The following is a 19,098-nucleotide window of genomic DNA, read 5'->3' as shown; positions in this document are numbered from 1 at the left end:
GTTGCATTTTGTTCGCCGTATTCGGCTCCCCTCCCGTCTCCCAGCAGAGCGATTGGGGGCGAAGCTCGACTTGTCCGAGCATGGCCCCCAAGCGGTGAACGCGGGGTCAGGGGTGCGGGCGCTCGTTAATGCGCGTCGGCCCAGGTCGGACCCGCGCCCACGTCCACCACGAGCGGCACATCGAGCGGGAACACCGTCTCCATCACCTCGCGCACCTTCGCCTTCGCCTCCTCCACGCGATCGGCGGGCACCTCGAACGTGAGCTCGTCATGCACCGTCAGCACCATGCGCGCGCCCGGCACGACGGGTTCGCCAAGACGAACCATCGCGAGCTTCAAGAGATCCGCGCTCGAACCCTGGATCGGCGTGTTCTGCGCGATCCGCTCGGCGTACGCTCGGCGGCCACGATCGGAGCTGTGTACGTCCGGGACCATGCGTCGACGACCGAGCATCGTCTGCACGACCTGCGTGTGCCGCGCCTCCGTCATCGTGCGCTCCATGAACTCGTGCACGCCGCGGTAGCGCTGGAAGTACGCGTTGATGAAGCGCGCGGCCTCGACACGCGGGATGTCGAGCCGCCTCGCGAGCGCGGCCTCGCCCATGCCGTAGATCACGCCGAAGTTGATGGTCTTGCTGCGCCTCCGCATCTCGACCGTCACCTCCGAGGCCTCGACGCTGAAGATCTCCATCGCCGTGCGCGTATGCACGTCCTGCCCCGTGCGGAAGGCATCGACGAGCACCGGGTCCTTCGACAGATGTGCGAGTACGCGTAGCTCGATCTGCGAGTAGTCAGCGGAGAGCACGACGAACCCCGGCGGCGCCACGAACGCCCGCCGGATGTGGCGACCGAGCTCGGTCCGGATCGGGATGTTCTGCAGGTTCGGATCCTGTGACGAGAGGCGCCCCGTGGCCGCGACCGCCTGGCTCCAGCGCGTGTGGATACGCCCGGTCTCCGGGTGCACGAGCTTCGGCAGCGCGTCGACGTACGTGCCCTTGAGCTTCGCGATCGCGCGATGTTCGAGCACGATGCCCGGCAGCGGGTGATCCTCGGAGAGCTGCTCGAGCACGTCCGCGTCCGTCGAGCGGCCGGTCTTCGTCTTGCGCAGGCTGCGGAGCTTGAGCTCGTCGAAGAGGATCGTCTCGAGCTGCCGCGGCGACGCGAGGTTCCACTCCTTGCCGGCGGCGTCGTGCGCGCGTTTTTCCAGGACCGCGAGCTCTTTCGCCATCTCCTCGCCGAGCGAGGCGAGCGCCTTCGGATCGACGAGCACGCCCGTGTACTCCATCTGCGCGAGCACCGAAGCGAGGGGCAGCTCGATCTTCGTGAAGAGGTCGCCGAGGTGCGCGGCTTCGAGGCGCGGCGTCTGCTGCTCGACGAGCGTGAGGGCGACCTCCGGGAAAGCCGCGGCGTACCCCGTCGCCAGCTCGATCTCGACGTCGTCGAGCGCGCGCTGCGCTTGCCCGCGCTTCTTCGGCGCGAGCTCCTCGAACGGCTGCATCTTCACGCCGGCGTCGCGCTCGGCCACGTCGGCGAGCTCGTGCGACGCCTCGGAGTCGAGCAAGTAACTCGCGAGCATCGTGTCGAACGTGGCGCCGCGGAGCGACAGACCGTGGCGGCGCAAAAGGACGTCGACGAACTTCAGATCATGGCCGAGCTTCGCGATCGCAGGGTCGCTCAGGATCGGTCCGAGCACCACGGCGACGTCGCTCATGCCGAGCTGCGCGGGCACGCCGAGGTAGCGATGGCCGATCGGCACGTAGACGCTCTGGCCACGCTCGTAGGCGAGCGCGAGGCCGCAGACGTGTGCGCGCATGGCCTCGCGTGAGGTCGCGTGGACCTCGATCGCGAGCTTGCCGGCCTTCTGCACCTCTGCGGCGAACGCAGCGAACTCGTCGCGCGTGGCGATCGCGCGCCTGCTGCCGCCCACGGGCGCCGCGGCGGGCACGGCCTTGATGAAGCGCGTGAAGCCGAGCTCCGTGAAGAGCGCTCGGAGCCGCGCGACGTCCGCGCCGCCGTACCGAAGCGCCTCGAAGTCGAAGTCGACCTGCGCCTCCATGTGCAAGCTGACGAGCTTCTGCGACAGGCGCGCGTCCGCCTCGTGCTCGCGCAGGTTGTCGCGGATCTTCTGGCGCTTGACGCGATCGAGGCCCGCGTAGATCCCGTCGAGCGTGGCGAACTCCTTCAAGAGGTCCGCGGCGGTCTTCACGCCGACGCCGGGCACGCCGGGCACGTTGTCGCTCGTGTCGCCCACGAGCGCGAGCAAGTCGCGGAGCTGCGTGGGCGGCACGCCGAACTTCTCCTCGACCTCGGCCGGACCGTAGACCTTGTCGCGCCCGTCCCAGAGCATCACGCGGTCCGCGTCGACGAGCTGCATCAGGTCCTTGTCGCTGCTCACGATCACGACCCGCAGGCCCCGCTCCTTCGCGCGCGCGACCGCGACCGCGAGCAGATCGTCAGCCTCGAGGCCGTCGGCGATGTAGATCGGGATGCGGTACGCCTCGACGATCTCCTTGCAGCGCGCCATCTGCACGTGAAGGTCGGGCGGCGCCGGGGGGCGATGCGCCTTGTAGTTTTCGTCGAGATCGTCGCGGAACGTGCGTCCGGGCGAGTCCATCGCGACCGCGAGGAACGCCGGTTTGCGCTCGTCGACGAGCTTCGACAACATGCTCACGGTGCCGTAGGTGGCGTGCGTGGGCTCGCCCGTGGGGCTCGTCAGGGGCGTCTGGATCGCGTGATACGCGCGGAAGACGTACCCCGACAGGTCGATGATGTAGAGGACATCGGACGCGCCCGGCGGCGGTAGCTCGGCCTTGCGGGTGACCATGGGGCGAGCATGTAGCACGGCCGCGAGGCGGAATGGTCGAGCAGCCGAGCGCTACCGCTCGATGCGCTCGCGCGTCACCGTCACCTCGGCGTTGCCCTCGCCCTCGCGCGCGACCGACACCGTGACGCGTGATCCCGAGGGACCGCGGAGCCTTTGGATCGCGTCGGGGAGCGTCATCTCCAGGGCCGACACGCCGTCGATGCGCAGGAGCCGATCTCCGCGTCGAAGCCCTGCTTTCGCGCCCGGCCCGTTCTCGACGAGCGACGAGATCACGATCCCGTTCGGCGTGGGCACGAGGATCGCGCCGATGCCCTCGAGCTCGCTCTCGCTGCCGCCGTCGCCGCGTGATCGGAGCGTGATGTCCTCGCGGATGACCGAGGCGCCGCGCGTGGTCAAACCCGGCACGATCCGGCTCTTGTAGCCGTCGCGCTCCACGCGCACCGAGAACGGCCCCGGCGGCACGCCCACGAGCGAGAACGCGCCCTCTGCATCCGTCGTGACGGGCGCCGCGAGGTCGAAGCCTCCGCCGCCCGCCACGCCGTCGAGCCGCACCGTCGCCCCTGCGATGGGGCTCCGTGTCTCCTCGTCGCGCACCGTGCCCGAGAGCGTGGCCATGCGCGGCAGCGCGATCCGTACGTTGCGCGCCGTCTGACCGACCTCGACCTCCACGGTCTCGCTCTTGCCCGGCGGATGCCCCTCCGCGCTCGCGCCGAGCACGTACTTCCCCGGCGGCAGTTTTTCCAAGCGAAACGCGCCTGCCGGATCCTCCACCTTCTTCGGCCGGCCTCGCACGCCGATGTCGACGCCCTCGGTCTTAGGCAAGAAGAGCTCGATCGTGAGGCGATACGAGGTCACCGCCGCGCCTTGCTCGTCGACGACCACGCCCTCGATCGCGCCGCCCTGACCGAGCTTCACGATGTTGTCTTTGCCCGCCTCCACACGGACGCGCTCGGACGACGGATGCTGTGAGTGATGCGCGACGACCATGCAACCCGCGGCCTCCGCGGGCAGCCGGAAGTGGCCTTCCATGTCGGTCGTCGTCGTGAGCTGCGCGCTTCGATCGTCGCAGCCGACGGCGGCGCGCGGGACGGGTTGTCCCTCCGCGTCGAGCACGGTCCCGGTCACGTCGTCGTCGGCCGGCGGCTCGTCTTGCTTGGCGATCGCGGGCTTCGACGGCGCGTGCGGCGCCGCGCTCGCCTCCGTCGTCTCCACGGGCGGCGCGAGGGTCGCGGTGGTGGCGCGCGGGCGCGGCGGTCTCGCAGGGGGCGCGCCGGGGCTCGGCAGCACGAGCCACACGAGGAGCGGCACGACCAGCAACGCGACGAAGGTCGCGAGCGCGAACGACCAGGCGCGCCGAGGCGTGCTCACGGCTCGACGCCCGGCCCGGCGTCGGGCGAGGCGCTGCGGATGTCGTCGAGCTCGCCGGGCGACGTCTCGCCGGCGGGACCGAGCGCAGGCCCCTCGGGCTCCGCGGGCCACGGCGTCTCGCTGGAGGAGCCGCCGCAGCCGAAGAGCGAAAGGACGAGCAGGACGAGCAGGGATCGCGAACGCATGCGCGGACTATACCCGAGCCGAGGGAGCCCGGCCGGCAGGGACGCTAGCGCGTCTCGGCGAGGTTCGTACGCGCGATCCAGGCGCAGATCGCCGCGTTCAGGACGCACCACACGACGAGCGCCACGCGGCCGAAGGGCCCGCCCGCGTCACCGAGCGCGACGAGCGAGAGCAGGTACGCCCCCGTGCCCACGGAGAGCCCCGCGATCGCCGGGCGCAGGCGCTTCATGCCGAAGCCCACCGCCGTGAGCGCGAAGGGGACGAACGCGTTCGCGAGCGGCAGGAAGCGATGGAGCGAGACGCCGACGAGCAGATCGAGGTCTGCGATCGGGCGCGCAGCGACGTCGACCCAGAAGTCCGCGCGCGGCAAGAGCCACGGCGCGAAGAAGAGCAGCCCCGGGCCCGCGGCGAGCGCCGGCAGGAGGAAGTCGAGGCGCAGCGGGCTCTTCGCGTCCTTGTTCTTCTTGCGCGCCGCACGCGCAACGAAGGCCGTCATGAGCACGAGCGCGACGAGGCGCGTGAACGCATGTTGCTTCGTCACGGACACGGCCGCCTCGGCTGCGTCGAGCACGCCCGCACCATAGAGACGCTTTCCGCCGTCGGAGCTGTCGACCACGCGCGCGCTCTTCCGCAGCGCGTCCTCGACCGCGGCCGGATCGGTCACGCCGAGGCCCATCACGAGCGCGGCCGCGCCGGCGACGTGGGGCGAGGCCATCGACGTGCCGTTCCAGCCGGGGAACTGCTCGCACTTGTTGCGGCCCTTGTTGCACACCGTCTGCTGCACGACCTTCACGCCCGGCGCGGCGAGGTCCACGCCTTCGCCGCGCGACGAGAACGACGCGAGTTTGTCGCTCGGATCGGTCGCGCTCACGCCGATGACGCCGTCGGACGCGCCGGGGAACTGCACGCTGCCGCCGGTGTTGCCCGCGGCCGCGACGACCACCGCGCCCATGCTCGTCGCGTGGTCGATCGCCTTCTGCAGCACCTTCGCGTTGCGCGGGCCGCCGAGGCTCAGGTTGATCACGTGCGCGCCGTGATCGGCCGCCCAGCGAATGCCGTCGGCCACGTCCGCCGTCGTGCCCCAGCCGTTCTCGTTCAGCACCTTCACGGGCATGAGCCGCGCGCCGAACGCCACGCCCGCCGCGCCGATCCCGTTGTTCGTCGACTGCGCGATCGTGCCGGCCACGTGCGTGCCGTGGCCCTGATCGTCGTTCGCGTGCTCGTTGCCCGTCACGAAGTTCCAGCCCTCGACGCACTCGGTCGCGGCGAGATCGGTGCCCTTCATGAACGGGCCGTGGTCCTCGCAGGCGATGCCCGTGTCGACGACGGCGACGGTCACGCCGCGGCCGACCGAAAAATCCCACGCCCGCTGCGCGCCGATGCGCTCCATGTGCCACTGCTCGCCCGCGAGCGGGTCGTTCGGGACGAACGACGCACGCACCCGCGCGAGCGGCTCGGCGAACTCCACGCGCGGATCCCGCGAGAGCCGATCCAGCACGCTCGCCATGTCGCCCGCGGGCACCGTCGCGATCTGGATCTTCGTCGCCGGCTCGAGCTGCGTCGGCGTGAACGAGAGCCCGAAGTCCGCGGCGAGCGAGAGCAGCGAGGGCGCGTCGAGGTCGTCCCGAGCGTCCACCACGATCTGCCCCGGCACATCCCAGCTCGTCTCGCCGAGATCGGAAGGCGTCGACAGGAACCCTTCCGTCGCGATGGCGACGGGCTCGTAGAGCGGGCCGAGCCGATCGGCGTACGTCTCCGGGGCGCCACTCGCTCGCGAGGGATCCACGAGCGAGCGCTCGGTACCTTGGGCGCTCGCGGCGCTTACGGCGGCGACGAGCGCGGTCGCGACGAGCGCGGTCGGGAGAGCGGCAGGCGTTCGCATGACGTTATCCTAGCGCAGCGCAGAAGCCGGGTCCCGTGCACATCGAGCCGGCGAGCGGGACGACCTTGGACGCATCGCGGCGCGTCTCGCGGCTTGGCAGCCCTACCGAAGTCGTGGTAGCGGCCGCTTCCATGGAGTTCTTGATTCCCTCGCGAACCGCGCGCCCCGCGGACGATCCCATCTTCGCGCTGAACGCGGAAGCGCAGGCGAGAAAGAAGTCCGGTGAGCCGGTCATCAACGCGACCGTCGGCGCGCTGCTCGACGACGACGGCAAGCTCGCGGTGATCGGCGCCGTGGTCGAGGCGCTGCGCTCGGTCCCGCCCGAGGTCGGCGCTGCGTACGCGCCGATCGCCGGCCCGCCGGCCTTCTTGCAGGGCGTGATCGACGACCTCTTGGCCGGCCGTCCCGAGGCCTCCTTTGCGACGGCCGTCGCCACGCCCGGCGGCTCCGGCGCGCTGCGCCACGCGATCACCACGTTCCTCGAACCGCAGCAAATGCTGCTCACGACGGGCTTTTACTGGAGCCCGTACAAGACCCTCGCGGACGAAGCGGATCGCACCCTCGCCACGTTCCGCATGTTCGACGAAAAGGGCCGCCTCGACATCGCCGACTTCGAGCGCAAGCTCGCCGGCGTCCTCGACGCCCAGGGCCGCGCGCTCGTCTTTTTGAACACGCCTTGCCACAACCCGACGGGGTATTCGCTCGACGAAACAGACTGGAACGGCGTCGTCGACGTCGTCGGGCGCGCCGCCGGGCGCGGGCCCATCACCGTGCTGATCGACGTCGCCTACGGCCGGTACGCGAAGGAGAAGCTCGGCGAGACGTTCGCGCCGGCGCTGCGCCTCGCGGACAAAGCCATGGTCCTCTTCGCCTGGTCCGCGTCGAAGTCGTTCACGCAGTACGGCCTGCGCGTCGGCGCGCTCGTCGCGCTCTGCCCCGACGCCGGCGAGCGCACGCGCGTCCAGAACGCGCTCGCCTACGCGAGCCGCGGCACCTGGTCGAACTGCAACGCGGCCGGCATGAACGCCATCGCCCGGGTCCTCGCCGATCCCGATCTCCGCGCTCGCGTCGACCAGGAGCGCGCCGCGTGGAAGGACCTCCTCGACCGCCGCGTCGAGCGCTGGAACGCCCTCGCGACCGCCGCGGGCCTCGGCTATCCCCGCTACGACGGCGGCTTCTTCACCACGGTGTTTTGCGAGGACGCTCCGCGTGCCGCCGCGCGTCTGCGCGAGGAAGGCATCTTCGTGGTGCCGGTCCAGGGCGCGCTCCGCGTCGGCCTCTGCTCGGTCCCCGAGCGGGACATCGAGCGGCTCGTCGACGGGCTCCGGCGGGCGACGAACCCCTGATCCATCGGGACGGCCGGACGACCGCGACGAAAATCGAGCGTTCTGGTAACGTCTCGAATCCATCGCCGCGCGCGCGGCGCGCGCCTTGGAGGCCGTGAGAATGGGAAGGTTCGAGATGGGTGCTACTCGCCAAAGGCCGTGGGGGCTCGTGGGTGTCTCGGCAGCGCTCGTGATGCTGCTCGCGGGATGCCCGGATGCGTTGACCCTGGGAACCGAGGACCCGACCGGCGCCTCGGGCGGCTCGGGCCCCGGCGGAGGAGGACCGGGCGGCGGCGGCAACGGCGGCGCTCCGACGAGCTGCATCTCGAACTCCGATTGCCCCGCGCCCACCGCGGTCTGCGACACGAAGAAGTCGACATGCGTCGAGTGCCTGGAGATCGCGGACTGCGCGTTCCGGCCGGGCACGATCTGCTCCGAGGGCGCGTGCGTGTGTCCGAACGAGGGCGAGTCGTTCTGCGGCGAACCCGCGCGTTGCGTCGATCGGCAGACGAGCAGCCAGGACTGCGGCACCTGCGGGCACGCGTGCTTCGGCGCGTGCACCGAGGGCAAGTGCGCGGACGCCTGGGAGCCGACGCCGACGCAGGACGCGCCCGCCCCGCGCTCGCATCACGTCGGCGTGTGGACCGGCGCGACGATGATCGTCTGGAGCGGCAACACCGCCAGCGGCAACACGAACACCGGCGGCATGCTCGACCTCGCCACGGGCACGTGGACGCCGACGAGCACCGCGAACGTCCCGGCGCCGCGCTCGCGCGGCCGCGCTGTCTGGACCGGCACGCACATGGTCGTCTGGGGCGGCGAGAACGGCACCCCGGTCAAGACGGGCGGCGTGTTCAACCCGATCTCGAACACGTGGTCGACGATGACCACGGCCGGCGCGCCCTCGCCGCGTTCGGGCCACACGATGGTGTGGACCGGCTCGAAGGTGATCGTGTGGGGCGGGTTCGACGGGACGAACTACCTCGGCGACGGCGGCGCGTACGACGTGACCGAGGACCGCTGGGACGCGATCCCCGGGGGCGGCACGCCGCCGAGCCCGCGCTCGGATCACTCGGCCGTGTGGACCGGCTCGGACATGATCGTGTTCGGCGGCTACGGCTTCAACGGCGTCGAGGTCACCTACCTCGGCGACGGGGCCGAGTTCGATCCGGGCACGGGCGTCTGGAGCGCGGTCAAGGACGGCCAACCGCCGGCGCGCGCGCGTCACGCGGCCGAGTGGACGGGCACCGAGATGATCGTCTGGGGTGGCTACGATCTGCTCGGGCCGGCGTCGATCGGCGCGCGGTACAAGCCGAAGATCGAGTGGAGCTTCATGACGACCGAGGCTGCGCCCGAGCTCAGGCAGTTCCACACGGCCGTGTGGATCGCGCCGCGCCTCATCGTGTGGGGCGGCCAGAACGTCGACGGCAGCTACCTCAACACGGGCTCGCTCTACAACCCGGCGACGAACACCTGGAGCGCGAAGCCCATCCCGACGGCGCCCCTCGGCCGCGCGCATCACACGGCCATCAGCACGGGCAGCAAGATGGTCGTCTGGGGCGGCGTCACGCCCGGCGGCGGCGTCACGAACACCGGCGGCGTCCTCGATCCGTCGATCCTCCCCTGATCGATGCGCTGGGCGCGCTTCGCCCTCGCGCTCGCTTTCCTCGGGCTCGCGTCGTGCACCCACGAGCGACGCGAACCCGAAGCGGACGTCACGCTCGTCCTCGCCGCGTACTCGGCGTCGCGTGACGCCTTCGAACGCGACATCCTCCCCGCCTTTCAAGCGCAGCACGAGGCGCGCACCGGCAAGCGCCTCCGCGTGCGCGCCTCGTACCTCGCGAGCGGCGCGCAGTCTCGCGCCGTCGCCTCCGGCTTCCCCGCCGACGTCGTCGTGCTCGCGCTCGCCCCCGACGTCGCGCGCCTGGAGAAGGAAAAACTCATCACGCACGACTGGCGCAAGCGGGGCCGGCGCGGCGCTTTCACCACCTCCGTCGTGGCCCTCGCGGTGCGTCCGGGCAATCCGAAGGGCGTCACGGGTTTTTCCGACCTCGCGCGCCCGGGCCTCGACGTGCTCATGCCGAACCCGAAGACGAGCGGCGGCGCGATGTGGAACGTCAGCGCGCTCTGGGTCTCGGCGCTCCGTGGCCATGCGGGTGTCGCTGCGAACGACGAGGGCGCCGCGCAGGGATATCTCCGCGGCGTCCTGAAGAACGTCGCTATCATGGACAAGGGCGCGCGCGAGAGCCTCATCACGTTCGAGAAGGGCGTCGGCGACGTGGCCGTCACCTACGAGAGCGAGGTCTTCGCGGGCCGCGCCGCGGGCCGCACCTACGACATGGTGATCCCCGCGTCGACGATGGTCGTCGAGGTCATGGCGGCCGTCGTCGACGTGAACGCCACGAAGCACGCCCTCCTGCCCGAGGCCGAGGCCTTCGTCGACTATTTGAGCTCCAACGAGGCGCAGCACTTCCTCGCGAAGTACGGCTTCCGCAGCGACGACCCCGAGGTACGCGCCGCGCACGCCGACGCGTTCCCCGAGGTCCAAGCGCCCGTGCGCATCGACGCGCTTGGCGGCTGGGACGAGGTCGTGCCCAAGCTCTTCGGCAAGGAAGGCGTCTTTCCGCGCACGTGGGAGAGCGTGTACGCGGTGCCTTGAGCGTTACTCGAGCGCGCCTTCTTCCACCACGGCGACGAACTTGTCCTGCTTCTTCTGCTGCGCCCACATCACGGCCTGACGAGGCCGGATGAACCCTGCGCCTTGCTGGATCTTCGGGTACTGCGGCATGGGCGCCGCCGTCGCGAGCAGGCCCTCGCGGATCTGCGCGGGCGTGAGGAGCGGGTTCGCTTCGAGCATCTGCGCCGCCACGCTCGCGGCGATCGGCGCGGCGAACGACGTCCCGTCGACGTGCTGGTAGTCGACGCCGATGTACTTCTGCCGGTTGATGCGCGCGCTGACCGCGTCGATGAGCCCGTTCACGCTGCTGCGCTCGTCGTGGCCCGCGCGCTGCTTCTGCTCGGAGAAACCCTGCTCGACGGAGAGCTCTTCGAGCACGGAGAGGAGCTGGAAAAGCGCGACGGCTTCCCGTGCGACGAGCGTGCCGGGCAGCATCGGCGCGGGCACCCAGATCGCGGGGGCCACGAGGTCCGGCTTGTCGAGCCCCTCGCGGATCGTGCCGTAGCTCGACGGCCAGAGCGACGCGTCGCCTTCGCGCTCGCCCTTGTCGTCGAGGCCGCCGACGGTGATCGCCTCGGGCGCGGACGCGGGCGGACGCGAGGGCCTGCCGGGCGTGTTGCCTGCGGCGGCGAAGACCGTGATCCCTGCGGCGACGACCTCGGCGACGGCGGCCTCGACCTCGGCGAGGTCGGGATCACTCGACGGCGCGGCGAGCGACACGTTGAGCACGCGGATGCCGAGGTGCGGGTATCGAAGCGGAAAGCGGATCGCGTGGGCGACGTTCTTGCCCGTGATCTTTCCCTCGCTGCTCATCGCCTTGACGAGCACGACCTCGGCTTCCGAGGCGAGCCCGCGGTACCGGCCGCCCGAAACGTAGCCGTTCCCTGCGGCGGTGCAGGCGGTCATGGTGCCGTGCCACGACGCGGCGCGCGGCGTGAAGAAGTCGTCGGCGACGGCCTCGTCACGCGTCGCGTCGGCGTACGCCTTGATGCGGCGCTTCGGGCGCATGAGGTCGGGGTGCGGATAGAAGCCGCTGTCGACGAGGGCGATGACGATGCCGCGGCCGGTGAAGCGGGGGTTGGCGTCGAGGCGCTCGGGGATGGAGAGGAGCTGGGGGCGGGCCATCGGGGGCGTGGTTGTGACACCGAACGAGGGGGGAGGGCAATGGATGGCGTAGGATCACGGACCTCTCGCGCGTGGTGCGCCCGCCGTCGAGGTGCGGCCACGAACCGAAACGCTCGAAGCGCAGGCCAGCGCGACGTGGTTGCAATGGTGCCAATGGAGAGCGCGCCATTTCGGTTAAATCGACGCTTTCTTTTGATATTCTGGATCGTCTGATTCCTGCTTTCGTACGAGTCCCACAATAGGCGCGGCGCCGTGCTGAGCTTCCGTACCGCGTCACACCCTTGACTTCGAGGTTTTTCTCGGGTCTACTCGATGCTGGAATCATTGGCATAACGCCCACGCGCCAGGAGGGCCTCATGAGTCTCATGAGTTCTGCCATCTATTGTCCGTTACCTTCGGCGCTCAATCCCAACGGTGCCGAGGCGCAGGCCGCGAGCCTCGGGTGGGCACGGCGCCACGAGCTTCTCCCGACGGAAGCCCTCTACACACGGCTCGAAAAAATTCAGCTCGGAACGCTCGGCGCGCGATTCTTTCCCGACGCGAGCGCCGATGCCCTGCGAATCGCGACGGATTGGCTCGTGCTGTTTTTCCTGACGGACGACCTGAGCGAGCGGCCGGAGGTGCATCCGATCGATACCGCGCTCTTGCTGGGTCGGCAGGTGAACGTCCTGCGCGGAACCGAACCGTCGCAAAGGGATGTCCCGATGGGGAGCGCGTTCGAGGATCTTCGGCTCCGGATGACGAGCATGTTCTCGGAGGCCTGGTTCGCTCGTTTCGCCGACAAGGTGGCGGATCTGTTCGCCGGTTTTGCCTGGGAGGCGATCAATCGAAAAAACCGGTTCGTCCCGCACGCAGATCTTTATTTGGAGGCGCGGAAGACCACGATTGGTCTTTCTCCGCTGATCGAGCTCGCCGACGCGGATCGTGCACGGCCCGCGGGGACGGCGGCCCGGATGCGGCCGGACGTCGCGCGGCTCGAAGGCCAGGCTTGCTCGCTCGTGGGAATGGCGAACGACCTGTTCACGTATGCGCGGGAGCTCGACGAGGGCGATTACCACAACCTCGTCCTCGTGCTCATGCGGGAGAAAAAAATCGGCGCCGCGCAAGCCGAGGAGCTGGTGGTTGGCATGCACAACGAGCGCATGCGCCAATGGTTCCAGCTCGCGGAGCGCCTACGCCACGACGATCCGGACGAGGGCACGCGCCGCTTCGTCACCGCGCTCGGGCATCTGCTGCGTGGCCATCTCGATTGGGCCTACGAAAATGGGCGGTATCAAGTCTCTCCCACATTGCCGCCCAAGGTCGCCGTCGCGCGAGAAGAAGGCTCGTCGGGCTAGCTGCTCGCCATCTGCGCGAGGAGCGCCGGGGTCTGCATCGCGGTCGTGAGGGCGGAGCCCATCATGTCGCGTAAAAACGACGCAAAATAATCGGCAACCCAGTCGGAAAGATCGCTCGGCGAGGCGGAGGGGAATCCGTGCATCACATCCATCGAGATGATCAGGCTGACGCTCGCCGCGCCGTAAAGGAGCTTCGGCAGCGCCTCCCCGTTCGTGACGAGGCCGGGGATGACCGTCTCGAGGTAGAACGAGCGCTTGTCGTTGCTCTTCTCGACCAGGGCCTCGGACATGATCGCGACGTACCCAGCGATGATCTGCTTCAGATCCTCGCGCCGGTAATCCTTCGCCTGGGTGAGCTCGACGGCACGGACGAGCGCGTCCGTGTACTTTTCGACGTTCGCTTGGATGAACCGAGCGAGCTGCAGGCGATCGCCTTCGGTGAGCATGGCGCATGCTACCACATTGTCCGCGCTGGGTAATATGGTGTTCGCCTCGGTCATCCGGGCAGCCCGCGCACCAAAACGCGAGCCACCTCACATTTCTGACCCATGCAGTGAGGGTGCGAAGCGACGCCCGCGGACCTCGTCGCTCCCGGCGCCGCCACAGCCGTGAGATCCTGCATGCGCGATGCGCGCCTCGGAAACCCGTTTGTCTAGAGAATTTCGCTCCTGGCGAGCAAGCAGGCGTCTCCTGTTCGCCACATACGGAGCCCGCGGCGACATATCCCAATCGACCCGAAAACATACCACCCCACATTCAAAAATCCACGTCAAGACAAAAATTCTTACCCGCGCACCGTCTCCTCCCACCCGCGCCATCGAATGAGGGCTGGCGCCGCGCTCCTGCAATCGCATTCAAACCGAAATGCACGACAAGCCGCAAGCGCCACGCCCGACGAATACGTTTGGCCGCGCCTCTCCTCTCGCGACGCGCCCCCGCCGACGATCGCCCGACACCCCCTCCCGCACCGCGCACGCCTTGAGCTCCACGCCGACACACCTGCTTTGGGGCGCGTATTTCAAGCCCCCAGGAGCCTCCCCCGGTCAGTCTTGTGTCGACGGTTGGTCCATGCTACGGGTCGCTGTCATGGAAGCGTGGGCAACTGAGCTGCTGTCTGTCTTCAGGTCCAAGATCAAGGTCGTGGCGCAGGCCATGGCCGACCGTGCGCAAAAAGATCCGAACGTCCGGATCCGGTACACTGCCGCAGACCTCGAGCAGTTCCTCATGAGCCTGCACGCCATGATGGCGGAGGAGCTCGACAACAAGGGCACCGAAGCCCTGGCGACGTACATGGGTGCCGTGGTTCCCTCGCAGATCTCCCAGGGCGAGAACCTCCTCGCCATGATCTGGTACGCCACGTGGAACGCGGTCACCGTGCACGCCGAAGTCGTGCCCCACATCTCGGCCGAGCACCAGGGTCCGGCGAGTTCGTACCTCCGGGAGTGGTGGGCCAACTACAACTCCGAGATGTCGCGCAACGCCCTGCAGGCCGGCTGGACGCTGCCGTAGATCGTCGCCGGTCGTCATCGCTCACGACCGCCGATGCCCACGTGACCGCGGTAGATCCCACGTTCCTTCGGAAGATGAGCGCCAACGAGTCATGCACCGACGCGTTGCCCCTCGAGCGCTCTTTCGCTTTCCCCTCATGGCGGTGACGTGACGCACGGTCGCGCGGATTCCGCTTCCCTTCTCGGGCGCGCGCTTCACGTGCTCGAGCAGATGGAGGTGCGGCTCGCCGAAGCCGAGCGGGCCAAAAATGAGGCCATCGCGATCGTCGGAATCGCATGCCGTTTGCCCGGCGGAGGCATCGACCCTGAGACGTTCTGGCGAAAGCTGCGCGACGGGACGAACGGCATCCGCTCGACGATCCCAGAGCGCTGGACTGCAAGCGCCGCGCCCCACCCCGCCGCCCACTGGGCGGGCCTCCTCGACGGCGTGGACCAGTTCGACGCCGAGTTCTTCGGCCTGCCCCCAGCCGAGGCCTCCGCCATGGATCCCCAGCAGCGGGTCCTGCTCGAGGTCGCCTGGGAGGCGCTGGAAGACGCAACCATCCCCGCCGCCTCGCTCGAAGGGAGCCGCACGGGCGTCTACGTCGGGATCACGCTGCACGATTACGAGCGCCTGTCGTCCGCCGCGTCCGACGAACCGGAGGGGCTCCTGGCCACGGGCACGGCCGTGCCGCTCGCGGCGGGCCGGATCTCGCACCTGCTCGACTTGCGGGGGCCAAGTCTTTGTATCGATACGGCCTGCTCCTCGGCCCTCGCGGCCGTTCATGCCGCCTGCCGGGCATTGCGAGACGGCGAGTGTGATCTCGCGCTCGCCGGGGGCGTAAACCTCATCCTCGACCCGCGCGGTTCGAACCTGCTCTCCTCGCTACAAATCCTGTCGTCCGAGGGCAAGTGCAGGACCTTCGACGCCGCGGCCGATGGATACGTTCGGTCCGAAGGGTGCGGGATCGTCGTCCTGCGCCGGCTCTCGGATGCCTTGCGCCAGCGGGATCCCATACGAGCCATCGTGCGCGGCTCCGCCGTCGTCCACAATGGGCGGGCGCAGAGCCCCACGGCGCCGAGCGTGAGCGCGCAGGTCATGGCGCTGCGCCTCGCGCTCGGCGAGGCGCGCGTGGCGCCTACGCGCGTGGGCTACGTGGAGATGCACAGCAATGGCTCGCCCCTCGGCGACGCCATCGAGGCCGAGGCGCTTCGCGCCGTGCTCGGCGCCGCGCGACCCGACAGATCGACGTGCGTCCTCGGATCGCTGAAGACGAACATCGGCCACGCCGAAGCGGCCTCGGGCGTCGCCGGCCTCGTCAAGGCGGTGCTCGCGCTGGAGCACGAGGCCATCCCGCCCAATCTCCATTTCGAGAAGCTGAATCCGCGGATCTCCCTCGCGGATACGCCGTTCACCATCCCCGTCGCCGAAGTCCCCTGGAAGCGCGGCGAATCCCCACGAATTGCCGGCGTGAGCGCGTCCGGCCTCAGCGGCACGAACGTACACGTGGTCGTCGAGGAAGCCCCGGCCCCGAGACGCGACGAGCGGCCTCTGCGCGCGCAGACGAATCTCCTGCCGCTCTCCGCCCGCACTTCGGCCGCGCTCCGCGCCTCGGCGGAGCGGCTACGCGCACACCTCGCCGAGCACCCCGACATCCGCGTGGACGACGCCTGCTACACAGCCGCCGTCGGACGGAACCATTTCGAGCACCGCCTCGTGCTCCTCGTCGGTTCACCGGACAAACTACTCGACGACCTTGCCGTCGTCGCCGCGGGCGGGATCCCGCGGGACGCATCGAGCGGCGTCGCGCCGCGCAGCACGCGAAAGCCCCGGATTGGTTTTTCCTGCCCGCACCAGCGCTCCGTCGCGGCCCACGTCGGTCGCGCTCTCTACGAGAAGGAGCCCGTCTTCCGCCAGGCCGTGGTCACCTGCGAGGAGGCGCTCCGGGCCAGGCTCGGCCGCGACGTGGCCCCGACCTTCACGCAAAATGGAGAGGAATCGACGTCCCCCCCGGGGCAGCGATGCTTCGTCCTGCAATACGCCGTCGCGCAGCTCCTTCGCTCGTGGGGTGTCTACCCGAGCGCGTCGCTCGGAGAGGGCAGCGGCGAGGTCCTCGCGGCCCACCTCGCGGGCATTTTGCGGCTCGAAGAGGCCATCTCACTGCTGCTCGCGTGGGAAAACGCGGTCCCGCTCGAAGAGACGATCGAGCCGATTCGCTTCGAGCCTCCGCGGACGGCGCTGCACCTCGCATCGCGGCCCGACGGCCTCCCCGCCGACCTCGAAGGCTGGAGGGCCTGGGCACGCGCCGGGACCCCCGTCCGCGCGCCCGGCGCCGCCATCGATGCACGTGATTTCGCTGCAATCTTGGAGCTCGGTCCGCAGCCCGCTCCCTCGAACACGGACGTTCCCAGAAGCCCCTTCCTCCCTTCGGCCGTGGCCTCTTTGCAGGAAGGAAGGCCCGATGCGGACGTGCTCCTCTCCGCCCTCGGGCTGCTTTATACGCGGGGCGTCGCGCTGGATTGGCAACACATTCACCAGGGGTACGACCTCTGCCGCGTCCGGCTGCCTACGTATCCCTTCGATCGAAAGCGATTTTGGCTGCGCGCCCCAGCGAACCGCACGAATGCCGAGACGCCTTTCTCCGAGGGCCAATCGCTCCTCGGTCGACCGCTCGTCCCCTTCGCACACCAGCCGTTGCTCCGTGGATTCGAGCGCACGCTCGACGCGGCCGCGATCGACCGCCTTGGGAGGCACCACCTCGCCTTCGTGGATGTCCTGTCCCTGGGGGCGCTCGCGAGCCTCGCGCGATCAGCCGACGATGACGACCGTCCCTTGCGCCTCGCCGTCGAGCGGCTCGTCCTCGCCGAGGACGGCGGGGTTTTGCAGACCCACGTCGAGCCAGCGGAGGGCGGCGCGACGCTCATTCGATTTTACCACCGAAGTCACGCTGGCGCCCCCTTCCTGCGCATTGCGACCGGGACCCTCGCCGCGAAGAAGGCTGCGCTCCCTGCGCCCGCGCACGAACCGCCGCGGTTCGACGACCTCGTCGAAATCCCAGCGAGCCTCATGCGCCGGCGCCTCGCGCGAAACGGCCTGTCTCCCCGTGGTTTTCATTACGAGCGCGTCGGCGCCGCGGAGCGGTCGAGCCTCGCCCGCATCATCATCACCGAGACGAACCCCGGTGCGATCGCCCGGGATCTCGTCCATGCCGCGATCGCGCTCGCGTCGAGCACGCACAGAGCCGCGACCGGCGTGCCCTGGAGCGCTCGCTCCTTCGATCACCTGCAGCACGGCGCGAACATCACCTCGGCCACGTGGCTCCGGCTGGTATGGACGCGGCTCGATACCGAGGAGGCGACCGTCGATGGCGCGTGGCTCGACACGGATGGGACGACGATCGCGGAGATTCGTGGCCTCGCGCTCACGGCCGCCCATCCTTTCGACATCTTGCGTGAGTCGGGCAAGGATCCGGCCCCGCGCATTCTCCACGAGCGCACCTGGATCGCGCGACCTCTCACGGAACCGGCACAGACGGCACCGAAGCGCCATGGGTTGATTCTCGCCGATCGGAGCGGCCTCGCGCAGGCGGCGCGGGAGCATTGGCTCGCGCGCGGTCACGCATGCACGATTTTCACCCGTGACGAGCTCGAGCAGGCGCCGGAGCGGCTCGACGTGGTGCTCGCTCTCAATCGCTCCATCACGGACGTCATACACCTCTGGAGCCTCGACGCCATGCATGCAGAGGCGCCCCTCGAGGCCTGGATGCGCGTGCTCGTCACCACGCGCAACCTGGCGACGATTGCGTCGAGCCACGAGCGACCTCCGCGCTTCTGGTTCGTGACCCGGGGCGCCGAGGCCATTTCGGGTCCGCCGGGTTCGCTCGGGGCGGCGGCGTTGCTCGGCCTCGGTCGCGCGCTGGCGCTCGAAACGCCGGGGCTCTGGGGAGGCTCAATCGACCTCGATCCGGAGCCGAGCGCCGCCGACGTGGAGCACCTCACGCAGGCGCTCGCGCAAGACGACCACGAAGATCGAATGGCATTCCGCGGCGGCACGAGGCTCTGCACGCGTTTGTCGCGGCTGCGAGCTCCTCTTTCGGACAACCCCCTCTCGCTGCGCCCCGAGGGAACGTACCTCGTGACGGGAGGGCTCGGATGGCTCGGCCTCTGCGCCGCGCGGTGGCTCGTCGAGCGGGGCGCGCGCTCGCTCGTGCTCGTGGATTCGAGCCGCCAGAAAGACGCGCAGCTCCCCGTGGACACCTTGCGCGCAATCGAAGCGCTCGGCGCACGGATCTGCGTTGAATCGGCGGACGCTTGTGATCGGCACGCCATGCAATCGCTCCTCGCGCGCCTCGACGCCCCCCTCGCGGGCGTGGTGCACGCCGATCACGGATGGGCAGAGCGGTATTCGCCGCTCGATCCGAGCGCCGCGCAGGCCTTCGAGACCCTGGTGCGCAGAAGCGCGCTGGCAGGTGTCGTCCTCGACGAGCTGACGCAGGATCCTTCGATTGAATTCGTTCTCCTCTCCACCGCGTCTTCCCTCGGCGGAGCGAAGGGCTCCGCGTACGAGGTCCTCGCCGAGGAGATCGCGGACGCGCTGGCCTTCCTTCGACGGAGCAAAGGGCTTCGCGCGCATAGCGTGCACGCCGTGCCGCCCGGAGACGCGGCAGCCGCGTGGGACGAGGGACTCGCGCCGCTCTCGGGAGACGCGCTCCGCGCGGCCCTCGATCGATCCATGGGCCAAAGCGGCTTGGTGGCGGCGACGGCCGTGGGGATGGATGCGGAGCAGGGGGAAATCGACGGCTCTTCCGACGCCAGACGCCGCGGCACGGAGTTCCTCCTCGATCGGCTCCCGCGCGCCGGGGCACAGGCGGGCCGGCGGCTGCTCACGACCT

12 protein-coding genes (1 of these 12 running past the window's edge) are annotated in these 19,098 nt (G+C 69.5%); 6 read left to right on the top strand and 6 right to left on the bottom strand.

What is annotated here, in order from left to right; all coding sequences use genetic code 11:
- Positions 1 to 125: 125 nt before the first annotated feature.
- Genes polA through E8A74_RS00995 form a run of 4 tightly spaced genes read right to left on the bottom strand, consistent with a single transcriptional unit; the run spans position 126 to position 6,255 of the window.
- A complete protein-coding gene (gene polA / locus E8A74_RS01010; RefSeq protein WP_136926981.1) occupies positions 126 to 2,822 on the bottom strand; it encodes a DNA polymerase I in 2,697 nt (898 codons plus the stop codon).
- Between the two features lie 51 nt (positions 2,823 to 2,873).
- Complete coding sequence (locus E8A74_RS01005; RefSeq protein WP_136926980.1) at positions 2,874 to 4,190, bottom strand: carboxypeptidase regulatory-like domain-containing protein; 1,317 nt, start codon at positions 4,188 to 4,190, stop codon at positions 2,874 to 2,876.
- Entirely contained in the window at positions 4,187 to 4,375 is a 189-nt protein-coding gene (locus tag E8A74_RS01000) for a hypothetical protein (protein WP_136926979.1), read from the bottom strand. The genes E8A74_RS01005 and E8A74_RS01000 overlap by 4 nt, the downstream gene beginning before the upstream one ends.
- Before the next feature lie 44 nt (positions 4,376 to 4,419).
- Positions 4,420 to 6,255, bottom strand: a complete 1,836-nt coding sequence (locus E8A74_RS00995; RefSeq protein ID WP_136926978.1) for a S8 family peptidase — start codon at positions 6,253 to 6,255, stop codon at positions 4,420 to 4,422.
- Between the two features lie 131 nt (positions 6,256 to 6,386).
- On the opposite strand from E8A74_RS00995, the gene E8A74_RS00990 reads away from it, so the two are divergent.
- The 3 genes from E8A74_RS00990 (at position 6,387) to E8A74_RS00980 (ending at position 10,239) form a co-directional block, all read left to right on the top strand.
- Entirely contained in the window at positions 6,387 to 7,601 is a 1,215-nt protein-coding gene (locus tag E8A74_RS00990; protein WP_136926977.1) for an aminotransferase class I/II-fold pyridoxal phosphate-dependent enzyme, read from the top strand.
- Between the two features lie 115 nt (positions 7,602 to 7,716).
- A complete protein-coding gene (locus E8A74_RS00985) occupies positions 7,717 to 9,207 on the top strand; it encodes a Kelch repeat-containing protein (RefSeq protein WP_136926976.1) in 1,491 nt (496 codons plus the stop codon).
- Between the two features lie 3 nt (positions 9,208 to 9,210).
- Complete coding sequence (locus E8A74_RS00980) at positions 9,211 to 10,239, top strand: sulfate ABC transporter substrate-binding protein (protein WP_136926975.1); 1,029 nt, start codon at positions 9,211 to 9,213, stop codon at positions 10,237 to 10,239.
- 3 nt (positions 10,240 to 10,242) lie between these two features.
- Here E8A74_RS00980 and E8A74_RS00975 read toward each other — a convergent pair whose 3' ends face one another.
- Positions 10,243 to 11,382 (bottom strand): S8 family serine peptidase, encoded by a 1,140-nt coding sequence (locus E8A74_RS00975; protein ID WP_136926974.1) that lies wholly within the window; start codon positions 11,380 to 11,382, stop codon positions 10,243 to 10,245.
- A 365-nt stretch (positions 11,383 to 11,747) separates the two neighbouring features.
- On the opposite strand from E8A74_RS00975, the gene E8A74_RS00970 reads away from it, so the two are divergent.
- Positions 11,748 to 12,719 carry a terpene synthase family protein gene (locus tag E8A74_RS00970; RefSeq protein ID WP_136926973.1) on the top strand — a complete coding sequence of 324 codons (972 nt, stop codon included), beginning with the start codon at positions 11,748 to 11,750 and terminating at the stop codon, positions 12,717 to 12,719.
- On the opposite strand, the gene E8A74_RS00965 is transcribed toward E8A74_RS00970, so the two are convergent.
- The gene (locus E8A74_RS00965; protein ID WP_136926972.1) at positions 12,716 to 13,165 is read right to left on the bottom strand and encodes a hypothetical protein; all 450 of its coding nucleotides are present in this window, start codon (positions 13,163 to 13,165) and stop codon (positions 12,716 to 12,718) included. The two genes, E8A74_RS00970 and E8A74_RS00965, sit on opposite strands and share 4 nt — an antisense overlap.
- Before the next feature lie 640 nt (positions 13,166 to 13,805).
- On the opposite strand from E8A74_RS00965, the gene E8A74_RS00960 reads away from it, so the two are divergent.
- Together E8A74_RS00960 and E8A74_RS00955 are read left to right on the top strand one after the other, a co-directional pair.
- Positions 13,806 to 14,228: a hypothetical protein gene (locus tag E8A74_RS00960; RefSeq protein WP_136926971.1), complete on the top strand. Its 423-nt coding sequence runs from the start codon at positions 13,806 to 13,808 to the stop codon at positions 14,226 to 14,228.
- Between the two features lie 147 nt (positions 14,229 to 14,375).
- Positions 14,376 to 19,098 carry the 5' portion of a type I polyketide synthase gene (locus tag E8A74_RS00955; protein WP_136926970.1) on the top strand. Its footprint extends 1,070 nt past the window's final position, so 4,723 of the gene's 5,793 nt are visible here — the first part of the coding sequence; it begins with the start codon at positions 14,376 to 14,378; the stop codon falls past the right edge of the window.

The sequence above is a fragment of the Polyangium fumosum genome, from assembly GCF_005144585.1.
Classification (GTDB): Bacteria; Myxococcota_A; Polyangia; order Polyangiales; family Polyangiaceae; genus Polyangium; species Polyangium fumosum.
This window is presented reverse-complemented; position numbering and strand designations above follow the sequence as displayed.